Raw genomic sequence first — 12442 nt, forward strand, 5'->3', positions numbered from 1 at the left:
CCGCACCCCGCGGGCGCTGCGCTGCGCCCGGACACCGGCACGACGAAGGGATCACCGACATGGGTCGCCTCTGCGAGACCGAGGGCCTCACCGACATCCAGGCAGAGATCCTGAAGACCGTCCGGCAGTTCGTCGAGCAGAAGATCCTGCCGGTCGCCACGGAGCTGGAGCACGCCGACGAGTACCCCACCGAGATCGTCGAGGGCCTCAAGGAGCTCGGCATCTTCGGCCTGATGATCCCCGAGGAGTACGGCGGCCTCGGCGAGTCGCTGCTGACCTACGCGCTCGTGGTCGAGGAGATCGCGCGCGGCTGGATGAGCGTCTCGGGCGTCATCAACACCCACTTCATCGTGGCCTACATGCTGATGCACCACGGCACCGAGGAGCAGAAGCAGAAGTACCTCCCGCGCATGGCGACGGGCGAGGTGCGCGGCTCCTTCTCGATGTCGGAGCCGGGCCTGGGCTCGGACGTCTCGGCGATCAAGACCAAGGCCGTCAAGCAGGACGACGGCTCCTACGCGATCACGGGCCAGAAGATGTGGCTGACCAACGGCGGCTCGTCGAACCTCATCGCGGTGCTCGTCAAGACCGACGAGGGGGCCGACTCGGTCTACCGCAACATGTCGACCTTCCTGGTGGAGAAGGAGCCCGGCTTCGGCGAGACCGCGCAGGGCGTCACCATCCCCGGCAAGATCGAGAAGATGGGCTACAAGGGCGTCGACACCACCGAGGCGGTCTTCGAGGGCCACCGCATCGGTGCCGAGCAGATCCTCGGCGGCGAGCCCGGCAAGGGCTTCTACCAGATGATGGACGGCGTCGAGGTCGGCCGCGTCAACGTCGCCGCCCGCGCGACCGGCGTCGCCAACCGCGCCTTCGAGCTCGGCGCCGCCTACGCCCAGCAGCGCGAGACCTTCGGCAAGAAGATCGCCGAGCACCAGGCCATCCTCTTCCGCCTCGCGGAGATGGCGACCAAGGTCGAGGCCGCGCACGCCATGATGGTCAAGGCCGCGCGCATCAAGGACAAGGGCCAGCGCAACGACGTCGAGGCCGGCATGGCGAAGTACCTCGCTGCGGAGTACTGCAACGAGGTCGTCGAGGCCTCCTTCCGCATCCACGGCGGCTACGGCTACTCCAAGGAGTACGAGATCGAGCGCCTCTACCGCGAGTCGGCGTTCCTGCTCATCGGCGAGGGCACGGCCGACATCCAGAAGATGATCATCGGCCGCTCGCTGCTGAAGGACTATCAGCTCTGAGCCACCTCGCGCCGACCCGCCTGCACTGACCTGCCGGCACCGACCCGCCTAGCCTGTCCGGCATGGCCTCCCGCGTCGTGCTCCACGTCGGGCTGATGAAGTCGGGCACGTCCTACCTCCAGCAGCGCCTCTTCGCCGGCCGCACCGCCCTCGGTGCGGCCGGCGTGCTGCTGTGGGGCGAGGGCTTCCGCGACCAGGTCCTCGCGGTCAGCGACGTGCTGGAGCGGGCGGCGGCCGGCCCGGCCGCGCGGGGTCGCTGGCAGGCACTGCGCGACGACGTCGCCGCCCACCCCGGCCCGGCGGTGGTCTCGATGGAGTTCCTCGGCCCGGCGAGCCCCGAGCGCATCGCCCGCGTCGTGGGCTCGCTCGCACCGGCCCGCGTCGAGGTCGTCCTGACGCTGCGCGACCTCGGCCGCGCCGTGCCGGCGATGTGGTCGGAGGCCCTGCAGCACGGCTCGACCGTCCCGTGGGGGGAGTACGCCGGGGGGCTCGCGGGGGGCGGCGGCTCCCGGCACGCGCGGGCCTTCTGGCGTCAGCAGGGCGCCGGCCGGATCGTCGACAACTGGGTCGACGGGGTCGGCGCCGACGCGGTCAGCCTCGTCACGGTGCCGCCGCCCGGCGCGCCCAGCGACCTGCTGTGGGAGCGGTTCTGCGCCGCGGCCGACCTGCCTCCGGCGGCCTGCCCGCCGGTGCCGCCGGCCAACACCTCGCTCGACGCCGCGTCGGCGCGGGTGCTGCTCGAGGTCAACCGCCTGCTCGCCCCGGAGGAGCTGCCCACCCGCGAGCACCACCGGGAGGTGAAGTTCCGCCTCGCGAAGAACGCCATGGCGGGCCGCGCCGGCGCCCCCGGGATCGCCCACGAGCCGAGCGCCGCGCTCCGCGAGCGCGCGGCGCGGGTGCGGGCACGGCTCGCGGCCAGCGGGGCGCGGCTGGTGGGTGACCTCGCCGACCTCGAGCCGGTGCCCACCCGCGGGCTCGACCCCGACCGCGTGCCCGACGACCAGGTCGCCCGGGCCGCGGTCGAGGCGCTCGCGCGCCGAGTGCTGCTCGACGTGCGTCGCTGACCGGTCCGCGGGCACGGCCGGGGAGCCCCCGGCCGTGCGGTCAGGCGCCCGTGCGCAGGTCTGCCGCGACCAGCCGCGCGGCGTCGGCGCGGCTGTCGTCGGGCTCGGCCTGCGAGGCCCGCTCCGCGGCGACCCGCTCGCGGTAGGCCCGCACCTCCCGAGCGGCACGCACCTGGTCCCAGCCGAGCACGGGGGCGACCAGCTCGGCCACCTCCTCGGCCGCCTCGACGCCTCGGTCGGGCACGGTGATGGAGATCCGCGTGCGCCGCGCCAGCACGTCGTCGAGGTGGAGCGCACCCTCGGCCCGCACCGCCTGGACGACCTCGGCCCGGAGGTGGTCCGGTGCGTGGGCGAGCGGGCGGGCCAGGTCGGGGTCGGCGCGCAGCAGCGCCAGCACCTCGTGCACCAGCGAGCCGTGGCGGTGCAGCAGGTCCTCGACCCGGGCGACGTGCAGGCCGTGCTCGGCGGCGAGGCGGTGGCGACGGTTCCAGTCGGCCTCGTAGCCGTCGGCGCCGACCAGCCGCACCTTCTCGGTGCACGAGGACGGCACGGCGTCGGGCAGCTCGGCCACGGCGGCGTCGACGGCGTCGCGGGCCATGACGCGGTAGGTGGTGTACTTCCCGCCCGCCACGATCGTGAGACCGGGCACGGGCGAGACCACCGCGTGCTCGCGGGAGAGCTTGCTGGTCGCGTCGGACTCGCCCGCGAGCAGCGGCCGCAGCCCGGCGTACACCCCCACGACGTCGTCGTGCGTGAGCGGGTGCGCCAGCAACCGGTTGGCCTGCTCGAGCAGGTAGTCGAGGTCGGCACGGCTCGCCGCCGGGTGCGCCAGGTCGAGCGACCAGTCGGTGTCGGTCGTGCCGATCACCCAGTGACGGCCCCACGGGATGAGGAAGAGCACGCTCGTGGCGGTCTTGCTGATCAGGCCGGTCGAGGACTGGATGCGCTCGCGCGGCACCAGGACGTGCACGCCCTTCGAGGCGCGCACCCCGAAGCTGCCGCGCCCACCGGCCATGTCCTGGATCTCGTCGGTCCAGACCCCGGCGGCGTTGACGACGTGCCGGGCGCGCACCTCGAGGTCCTCGCCCGTCTCGAGGTCGTGCACGCGCGCGCCGACGACCCGTCCGGCCTCGGTGAGAAAGCCGGTGACCCGGGCGCTGCTCGCCGCGAGCGCCCCGTGGTGCACGGCCGTGCGTGCCAGGAACATCGTGTGGCGGGCGTCGTCGACCTGGCCGTCGTGGTACTGGATCGCCCCGACGAGGGTGTCGGCGCGCAGGCCCGGGAACTCCCGCAGCGCCTGGCGGCGGCTGAGGTGGCGGTGGCCCGGCACGCCCTTGCGCCCGCCGAGGGTGTCGTAGAGGGCGATGCCGCTGCCGACGTAGAACCGCTCCCACACGCGGTGGGTCAGGGGGTAGAGGAATGGCACGGGCCGGGCCAGGTGGGGGCACAGGTGGTGCAGGATCAGCGAGCGCTCGCGCAGTGCCTCGCGCACGAGCCCGAAGTCGAGCTGCTCGAGGTAGCGCAGGCCGCCGTGCACCAGCTTGCTGGACCCGCTCGACGTGCCGGCCGCCCAGTCGCGGGCCTCCAGCAGCCCCACCCGCAGGCCGCGGGTCACGGCGTCGAGCGCGGCGCCCGTGCCGACCACGCCGCCGCCGATGACGAGCACGTCGAGCTCGCCCTCGGTCATGGCGCGCAGGTCGGCGGCGCGCTGCTCGGGGGAGAGCGGCCGTGCGGTGGTGGGCAGGTCGTGGGCGGCGCTCACGAGACGTCGACCCAGTCGATGGTCCGCTCGACGGCCTTGCGCCAGCCGCGGTAGCCCTCCTCGCGCTGCTCCTCGCTCCAGGTGGGCGACCAGCGACGGTCCTCGGCCCAGTTGGCGCGCAGCTCGTCGGTGTCCTTCCAGAAGCCGACGCCCAGGCCGGCGGCGTACGCCGCTCCCAGCGCGGTGGTCTCCGCGACCACCGGTCGCGACACCTCGACGCCCAGCACGTCGGCCTGCACCTGCATGCACAGCTCGTTGGCCGTCACGCCGCCGTCCACCTTGAGCACCTCCAGCTCGACCCCGGAGTCCTTGGCCATGGCGTCGGCCACGTCGCGGCTCTGGTAGCAGATCGACTCCAGGGTCGCACGCGCGATGTGGGCGTTGGAGTTGAACCGCGAGAGCCCGACGATGGCGCCGCGGGCGTCGGAGCGCCAGTAGGGCGCGAACAGGCCGCTGAAGGCGGGCACGAAGTAGACCCCGCCGTTGTCCTCGACCTCGCGGGCCAGCGTCTCGCTCTGCGCGGCGCCGCTGATGATGCCGAGCTGGTCGCGCAGCCACTGCACGGCCGAGCCCGTCACGGCGATCGAACCCTCGAGGGCGTAGACCGGCTTCTCCGCCCCGAGCTGGTAGGCGACGGTGGTGATGAGGCCGTTGTCGGAGCGCACCGGCTCCTCGCCGGTGTTGAGGAGCAGGAAGTTGCCGGTGCCGTAGGTGTTCTTGGCCTCGCCCGGTGCGAAGCAGACCTGGCCGACCATGGCCGCCTGCTGGTCGCCGAGGATGCCGGCCAGCGGCACCTCCCCGCCGAGCGGACCGGTGGGGCGGGTGCGGCCGTGCAGCTCGGGGTCCGAGGAGGGGCGGATCGTCGGCAGCATCGCGCGGGGGACGCCGAAGAAGCCGAGCAGCTCGTCGTCCCAGTCGAGGGTCTCGAGGTCCATCAGCATCGTGCGGCTGGCGTTGGTGACGTCGGTGACGTGCACGCCGCCGTCGGTGCCGCCGGTGAGGTTCCACAGCACCCAGCTGTCGGTGGTGCCGAAGAGCGCGTCGCCGGCCTCGGCGTCGCGCCGCAGCCGCTCGTCGTGCTCCAGCAGCCACTGCAGCTTGCCGCCGGAGAAGTACGTCGCGGGCGGCAGGCCGGCCTTGCGGCGGATGACGTCGCCGCGTCCGTCGCGGTCGAGGACGCTGGCGATCCGGTCGGTGCGGGTGTCCTGCCACACGATCGCGTTGCCGTAGGGACGCCCGGTGCGGCGGTTCCACACCACGGTCGTCTCGCGCTGGTTGGTGATGCCGAGGGCGGCGAGGTCGGTGGCGCACAGGCCGGCCCGGTTCAGCGCGGTCTGGATGGAGGAGCTGGTGCGCTCCCAGATCTCGACCGGGTCGTGCTCGACCCAGCCGGCGCGCGGCAGGATCTGCTGGTGCTCGAGCTGGTGGCGGGCGACCTCGCGACCGGCGTGGTCGAAGACCATGCAGCGGGTGCTGGTGGTGCCCTGGTCGACGGCGGCGACGAAGTCAGGCATGGGTGCTCTCCTCGGGCGAGTGGGGGCGGGGTGCGGGGACGGCAGGGGTGACGGGGGTGGCGGGCGTGGTGGCGGTGACGGGGTCGGCGGGCGTGCCGGCGGTGGCGTACGCCGTCGTGGCGGCGTGGTCGGGCACCCGGCCGGTCGGCATGTCGGCAGCCTCCTCCTCCGGCGGCAGGAACTGCTGGACCATGAGCTTGTAGAGGCCTGCGCCGAGGAGGCCGCCGACGAGCGGGGCGATGATCGGCAGCCAGAAGTAGAGCGTGCCGTCGGGGCCCTCGAAGGCGGTCTCGTAGCCGGTGAGGAAGGAGGCGACGCGCGGACCTAAGTCGCGGGCGGGGTTGATCGCGTAGCCCGCGTTGGTGCCCCAGGCCATGCCGATCGCCACGACCAGCAGGCCGATGGCGAACGGCGCGAACCAGGCGGTGGGCGCGTTGTTGCGGGCGTCGGTGATCGCCATGACGAGGAAGAGCAGGATCGCGGTGCCGACCACCTGGTCGGCGAAGGCGGTGGTGAGGCCGATGTCGAGCGAGCCGTTGCCGGGCAGGGTCGAGAAGATGCCCTGCGTCGCCATCGTGGTGTCGGGGTCGACGAGGGCGATCGCCTCGGCGTAGGTCGCCCGGACGACGAGGGCGGCGACGAATGCGCCGAGCGTCTGCGCCACGGCGTACGGCAGGACCTTGCGCCACGGGAAGTCGGCGAAGACGGCCAGCGCCAGGGTGACCGCCGGGTTGAGGTGGGCGCCACTGATGCGGGCGGCGGTGTAGACGCCGAGCATGACGCCGAGGCCCCAGGCCCACGCGATCGAGTCGTGGTCGCCGAGACCGCCGCCGCCGGTGACGACCTGGGCGACCACGCCGACGCCGAAGAGGATGAGGACGGCGGTGCCCATGAACTCGGCACAGAGCTCGCCGAGGAGGGGGCGCGAGGGGGCCGCGGAGGCGGCGCCGGCGTCGGCCGGCCGGGAGCCGGGCGGTGCGGTCGAGGTGTCCACGAGGTGACCTCCGGGGTGGGACGGTCCTGGTTGGGCCGTGCGGTGCCGACGACCGTAGGGAGGGGTGACGTGGGTCACCACCGGGCGCGTTCGACGATGCCGAACGTGGCGCCGTTCGACGATGTCGAACGTGTGTGTGACGCGCGTCACCGCGTCCTGCCTACGCTGGCGAGGTGCCAGGGACCGTGCAGTCGGTGGAACGAGCCGCCGCCATCCTCCGGCTCCTGGCCACCGAGCCCGAGCCGGTGCCCCTGGGTCAGGTCGCGACCGCGCTCGGGCTCGCGAAGCCCACCGCCCACGGCCTGCTGCGCACCCTCCAGGACGTGGGCTTCGTCGACCAGGACCCGCCCACCGGGGGCTACCTCGTCGGCGCCGACCTGCTGCACCTCGGCTCCACGCCGCTGGACCTCAACGAGCTGCGCAGCGCCGCGCTGAACTGGGTCGACACCCTCGCTGCGCGCACGGGCGAGGCCTCCCTGCTCGCGGCGTGGCGCGACGGCGAGGTGGTGGTGGCACACGTCGTGCTGGCGCCGGGGCCGGCGGGCGGGCGGCAGGTGCTGCCGCTGCACGCCAGCGCCCACGGCAAGGTGCTGCTCGCCTTCGACCCGGGCGCCGCCCGCAGCGTGCGGGGCCGCGAGCTCGAGGCCCACACCTTCCGCACGATCACCGAGCCCGCCGCCCTGCAGCGCGCTCTGGCCGACGTGCGCGACACCGGGTGGGCCGCGGTCGTGGAGGAGGCCGAGCCGGGGTGCGCCGCCATCGCCGCGCCGGTGCGCGACCGCGGCGGCTACGTCGTCGCGGCGGTGGGCCTGGAGGGACCGGTGGCGCGCATCTGCGACGACCGGCTCCGCCCGCGCGCCGACCTGGCCGCCGAGGTGGTGGCGGTCGCCCGCTCCACCTCACGGGCGCTCGGCCACGGGGCGCGGACGTGAGCCGCACGCTGGTCGCGGCGATCGACCAGGGCACCACGTCCACCCGCTGCCTGCTCTTCGACCGGCGCGGTCGGATGGTCGCCCTCGCCCAGCGCGAGCACGCCCAGCACCACCCGCGCCCCGGCTGGGTCGAGCACGACGCCGCGGAGATCTGGGCGGCCGTGCAGGCGCTGCTGCCGCAGGCGCTGCACGACGCCGGCGTCGACCCCGCGCGGGCGGCCGAGCACGTCGCGGCCCTCGGCATCACCAACCAGCGCGAGACCGTCGTCGTGTGGGACCGGCGGACGGGCGAGCCGGTGCACCGCGCCCTGGTGTGGCAGGACACGCGCACGGCCGAGTCCCTCGTGCAGCTCGCGACCCGCGTCGACCCCGAGCGGGTGCGCGAGCGCACCGGGCTGCCGCTGGCCACCTACTTCTCCGGACCCAAGATCGCCTGGTTGCTCGACCACGTGCCGGGCCTGCGGGCGCGCGCGGAGCGCGGCGAGGTGCTGGTCGGCACGATGGACACCTGGCTGGTCTGGAACCTCACCGGGGGGGCCGCGGGGCGGCCTGCACGTCACCGACGCCACCAACGCCAGCCGCACGATGCTGATGGACCTCGCCACCCTCGACTGGGACCCGGAGATGCTCGCGCTGCTCGGGGTCCCGCGCGAGGTGCTCCCCGACGTCCGGCCTTCGCTGGGCGTGGTGGGCGAGACCGTCGCCCCGGTCGCGGGGGTGCCGGTCGCGGCGCTCCTCGGCGACCAGCAGGCCTCGCTGCTCGGGCAGACCGGCTTCGACGTGGGCTCGGCCAAGTGCACCTTCGGCACCGGGAGCTTCCTGCTGCTCAACACCGGTGACCGGCCCGCCCGGTCGCGCCACGGCCTGGTCACGACCGTGGCCTGGACGCAGGCGGGGCGCCCCCCGGTCTACGCCCTCGAGGGCTCGATCGCGGTCGCCGGGGCACTGGTGCGCTGGTGCCGCGACGAGCTGGGCCTCATCCGGTCGGTGGCGGAGGTCGAGACCCTCGCCGCGACCGTGCCGGACACCGGCGGCTGCTACGTCGTGCCGGCCTTCGCCGGCCTCTTCGCTCCCTACTGGGAGCCGGAGGCGCGCGGCACCGTCGTGGGCCTCACGTCCTACGTCACGAAGGCCCACCTGTGCCGCGCGGTCCTCGAGGCGACCGCGTGGCAGACGCGCGACGTGGTGGAGGCGATGACGTCCGACGCCGCCGCGGCCGTCGGCTCGCCGGAGGCCGTCGCGCCGGCGTCGCTGGCCGTCGACGGCGGGATGACGGCCGACAACCTCCTCATGCAGATGCTCGCGGACGTGCTCGGCACCCGGGTGGTGCGCCCGCTCGTCGCCGAGACGGTGTCCTTGGGCGCGGCGTACGCCGCGGGGCTCGGCGCCGGCGTCTGGGCCGACCCCGACGAGCTGCGCCGCCACTGGCGCGAGGCCGCGGCCTGGGAGCCCGTGCTCGACCCCGCCGTGCGCGACGCCCGCTGGGCCGAGTGGCGCCACGCCGTCGGCCTCGCGATCGCGTGGGGCGACCGCCCCGGGGCGCAGGGCTCGGGTGTGCCGGCGCCGGTGCCGGGTACGACGGGGAGTCCGGTGAGTGCCCGGCCGCCGGACCCGACCACCGGAGGACACCGTGAGCCCTGAGGACCACCAGCCGCCCACCACCGAGGAGACCAAGGCCCGCCTGCGCGAGGTGCTCGACCACGAAGAGCCGCGCGAGCACCCCGACGACAGCCCGGAGGTGGGCGACGACGTGCGCGACTCCCAGGTGCTGGACGAGGTGTCGCAGAACGGCGTCGACCGACGCGTGGGGCGTGCCGGAGGCCAACCCACGTGAGGAACCGCACGCAGGTGCCACTCCCGCGGGCCCGCGGCTCCCGGCAGGATGTGGCGCGTCCCGACCCCGTCCCCTGAGGAGAGCCCGTGCAGTTCGGCCGCAGCTACGAGGAGTTCGAGGTCGGTGCGACCTACAAGCACTGGCCCGGCAAGACGGTCACCGAGTTCGACGACCACATGTTCTGCCTGCTCACCATGAACCACCACCCGCTCCACCTCGACCAGCACTACGCCGAGGAGACGACGCAGTTCGGTAAGAACGTCGTGGTCGGCAACTACGTCTACTCGATCCTCCTCGGCATGTCGGTCCCCGACATCTCGGGCAAGGCGATCGCCAACCTCGAGATCGAATCGCTGCGCCACGTCGCGCCGACCTTCCACGGCGACACCCTCTACGGCGAGACCACGGTGCTCGACAAGTGGGAGTCGAAGAGCAAGGACGACCGCGGTGTCGTCCACGTCGAGACGATCGGCTACAACCAGGACGGCAAGGTCGTGTGCATCTTCCGCCGCAAGGTGATGGTGCCCAAGGACAGCTACCTCGCAGCGCGGGGTGGCGAGCAGCCCGGCCGCCCGGTGCCCCAGCCCGACAAGAACTGGCCCGGCCCGCAGGGCGAGCAGGCCTGACGTCGTGACGGGCAGCGGGGGAGGGGCCGGTGAGCTGTGGCTCGTGCGCCACGGCCAGACCGAGTGGAGCCGCGACGGTCGGCACACCTCGGTCACCGACCTGCCCCTGCTGCCCGAGGGCGAGGAGGTCGCGCGCTCGCTCGCGCCGCGCCTCGACCGCCGCTTCGCGCAGGTGCTCACCAGCCCGCGGCAGCGGGCGCGACGCACCGCCGAACTGGCGGGGCACCCCGGCGCCGAGGTCGACGACGACCTCGTCGAGTGGGGCTACGGCGACTACGAGGGCGTCACCACGGCCGAGATCCGCGAGAGCGTGCCCGGGTGGTCCGTGTGGACCCACGCGGTGCCCGGCGGCGAGGACGCCACCGCGGTCGGCGCCCGGCTCGACCGCGTGGTGGCGCGTGCCCGCGCGGCCGACGGCGACACCCTGGTCTTCGCCCACGGCCACTCCCTGCGCGCCCTGGCCGCGCGGTGGCTGGGGCTGCCGGTCTCCGAGGGCCGCCTGCTGCGCCTCGACACGGCCACGGTGAGCGTGCTCGGCCACGAGCGCGACACCCCCGTCGTGCTGCGCTGGAACGCTTGACGGAGCCGGGTCCCTGCACCACCCTCGGGGCTGTGCCGCTCGTGGCCGGCTGTCCCCGCTGCGCGTCCCCCGTCACGGAGTGGGACGCCACCTGGGCATGCTCCGACCACGGACCGGTCACGCCGCTGTGGCGGCCGCGTGCCGCGTCGTACGACGACTTCGCCGAGGCGCTGCGCCGAGCCGCCCCGGTCCCCACCTACCTGCCGTGGCCGATGAGCCCGGGCTGGTCGGTCAGCGACTTCGGTGTGGTGGCTGCGGGCAGTGCCGGTGACGGTGGCGCTGGGGTCGGTGTCGGTGCCGGTGCCGGTGCTGGTGCCGGTGCTGGGGGTGGGGCGCTGGCGACGGTGACGTGCTGCTCGGGCACCAGCGAGCTCGACGGCCCGGTCGACGTCTTCGTGGTCGCGGAGGAGCCCGGCACCGGGGTCGGGGGGCGCTGCGCCGGTCTGCCGGTCAGCGACCCCGGGCCGCTGCTCTCCGACGGGCCGCCGACGGTCAAGGTGCGGATCGGCTCGCAGGCGGTGCCGCTGTGGCCGGTCTCGACGAGCGACGCGGGCGGTGACCTCGACCGCTCCGTCGTCGCCGGCGAGGCCGGCGGCCGCTGGCTGTGGATGGTCCTGCGTCCCGCCTCGGCGATCCTGCTGCTGCGCGACGACTGGATCCTCGCCGACGTCTCCGGCATCGGCGCCCCCCTCCTCGAGATGCCCTTCGGCGGACCCCCGCCCCCCTGGTGACCGTCCGGCCGACGGGTCGCGCGCTGCGCTCGCGTCGAGGGGTCACGCGCTGGGCTCGCGTCGAGGGGTCGCGCGCTGCGCTGGCGTGGAGGGGTCGCGCGCTGCGCTGGCGTCGAGGGGTCGCGCGCTGGGCTCGCGTCGAGGGGTCACGCGCTGCGTTGGCGTCGAGGGGTCACGCGCTGCGCGTCCGCCGAGGGGTCACGCGCTGCGCTGGCGTCGAGGGGTCACGCGCTGGGGCACTCGAGTCGTCGGGGTGGCCCGCCAAGGCCGTCTCGAGACCTGCGATTCGCGACCCGCGTGCGCCACTTCCCGTCCACAGGCGGTCGTCGTGGATTCGTTGTCCACAGGGCGATCCGGGCCGTCACGAGGTCGGGCGTGACTGTCGGTGGCGAGTGGTTGGGTGGGCGGTATGGCAGACCACCGCGACCCCGCACCGCAGCACCCGCTGCTGGTCGCGTTGGCCTGCCTCGACACCGACCTCGACCACGCCGCGGGTACGCCGACCTGGTCACTGACCCCGAGTGAGGCTGAGGCGGCGTTGGTGGAGCTCGCCCGGTGTCGTGCCCGCCTCGCCGCGCTCGAGCTCACCACCGTCGCTGCTGCGGACCGTGCGGGTGTCGGTGACGCCACGGGCGCGACCTCCACCGGGGCGCACTGGGCACGACTCACCCACCAGACCCGGGCGAAGTCAGTCGCCACCGTCCGCCACGCTGCGGCGCTCGAGGCACGGCACGGCACCGTGCTCGCGGCGATGAGCACAGGTGGGGTGTTGCCCGAGCAGGCCGAAGTGATCTGCAAGGCCGTTGACGCGCTGCCGGCCGATCGGGTCGGGGTCGCAGTGGTCGACGCTGCCCGCGCCCACCTGCTGGAGCTCGCCGGCATGTTCGACGCGGTCGAGCTGCAACGACTCGGTGACCGGATCCTCGACGTCGTCGCCCCCGACATCGCCGACGACGTCGAACGCGACCGCCTCGAACGCGAAGAAGCAGCAGCAGCCGCGGCAGCCTCGTTCACGATGAGCCGCGACGGCCACGGCAAGGCCCATGGCCGGTTCACCATCCCCGCCGCGGAAGCCGACATGCTCGCCGCCGCTCTCGACGCACTCACCGCACCCCGCCACCACCACGCCACCCACGGCACCGACCCGATCCC

General features: G+C 74.2%; 11 protein-coding genes and 2 pseudogenes. 10 read left to right on the plus strand and 3 right to left on the minus strand.

The features are described 5' to 3' along the window. Positions 1-59: 59 nt before the first annotated feature. Entirely contained in the window at positions 60-1253 is a 1194-nt protein-coding gene (locus BJ989_RS07750; protein WP_179517714.1) for an acyl-CoA dehydrogenase family protein, read from the plus strand. Between the two features lie 62 nt (positions 1254-1315). Next, positions 1316-2317 (plus strand): hypothetical protein, encoded by a 1002-nt coding sequence (locus BJ989_RS07755; protein ID WP_179517715.1) that lies wholly within the window; start codon positions 1316-1318, stop codon positions 2315-2317. 40 nt (positions 2318-2357) lie between these two features. Here the strand turns inward: BJ989_RS07755 and BJ989_RS07760 are convergent, their stop codons facing one another. The 3 genes from BJ989_RS07760 to BJ989_RS07770 all read right to left on the minus strand — a co-directional run bounded on the left by BJ989_RS07760 (position 2358) and on the right by BJ989_RS07770 (position 6587). Continuing rightward, positions 2358-4004, minus strand: a complete 1647-nt coding sequence (locus tag BJ989_RS07760) for a glycerol-3-phosphate dehydrogenase/oxidase (protein WP_179519466.1) — start codon at positions 4002-4004, stop codon at positions 2358-2360. 71 nt (positions 4005-4075) lie between these two features. Then, positions 4076-5593 (minus strand): glycerol kinase GlpK, encoded by a 1518-nt coding sequence (glpK, locus tag BJ989_RS07765; RefSeq protein ID WP_179517716.1) that lies wholly within the window; start codon positions 5591-5593, stop codon positions 4076-4078. Beyond that, on the minus strand, positions 5586-6587 hold the full coding sequence (locus tag BJ989_RS07770; RefSeq protein WP_343049178.1) for an MIP/aquaporin family protein: 1002 nt from the start codon (positions 6585-6587) through the stop codon (positions 5586-5588). The genes glpK and BJ989_RS07770 overlap by 8 nt, the downstream gene beginning before the upstream one ends. 173 nt (positions 6588-6760) lie before the next feature. Here BJ989_RS07770 and BJ989_RS18740 point away from each other — a divergent pair, with 173 nt between their 5' ends. The 8 genes and pseudogenes from BJ989_RS18740 to BJ989_RS19000 all read left to right on the plus strand — a co-directional run. After that, entirely contained in the window at positions 6761-7519 is a 759-nt protein-coding gene (locus BJ989_RS18740) for an IclR family transcriptional regulator domain-containing protein (RefSeq protein ID WP_179517717.1), read from the plus strand. Beyond that, positions 7516-7989 (plus strand): annotated as a pseudogene (locus tag BJ989_RS18220) (FGGY family carbohydrate kinase); the annotation flags it as partial. The gene BJ989_RS18740 and the pseudogene BJ989_RS18220, both read left to right, overlap by 4 nt. Positions 7990-8110: 121 nt before the next feature. Further along, positions 8111-9160, plus strand: coding sequence for an FGGY family carbohydrate kinase (locus BJ989_RS17620; RefSeq protein WP_281363160.1), 1050 nt, complete (start codon positions 8111-8113; stop codon positions 9158-9160). Next, positions 9150-9353 (plus strand): hypothetical protein, encoded by a 204-nt coding sequence (locus BJ989_RS07785; protein WP_179517718.1) that lies wholly within the window; start codon positions 9150-9152, stop codon positions 9351-9353. Before BJ989_RS17620 ends, BJ989_RS07785 begins: the two co-directional genes overlap by 11 nt. An 86-nt stretch (positions 9354-9439) precedes the next feature. Then, positions 9440-9979 (plus strand): MaoC/PaaZ C-terminal domain-containing protein, encoded by a 540-nt coding sequence (locus tag BJ989_RS07790; RefSeq protein ID WP_179517719.1) that lies wholly within the window; start codon positions 9440-9442, stop codon positions 9977-9979. A gap of 4 nt (positions 9980-9983) precedes the next feature. After that, complete coding sequence (locus tag BJ989_RS07795; RefSeq protein ID WP_179517720.1) at positions 9984-10559, plus strand: histidine phosphatase family protein; 576 nt, start codon at positions 9984-9986, stop codon at positions 10557-10559. 32 nt (positions 10560-10591) lie between these two features. Beyond that, positions 10592-11290: a DUF6758 family protein gene (locus BJ989_RS07800; protein ID WP_179517721.1), complete on the plus strand. Its 699-nt coding sequence runs from the start codon at positions 10592-10594 to the stop codon at positions 11288-11290. Positions 11291-11699: 409 nt separating this feature from the next. After that, a pseudogene (locus tag BJ989_RS19000) lies at positions 11700-12419 on the plus strand (DUF222 domain-containing protein); the annotation flags it as partial. Positions 12420-12442: the final 23 nt, after the last annotated feature.

The organism is Nocardioides perillae, assembly GCF_013409425.1.
GTDB classification, from domain to species: Bacteria; Actinomycetota; Actinomycetes; order Propionibacteriales; family Nocardioidaceae; genus Nocardioides; species Nocardioides perillae.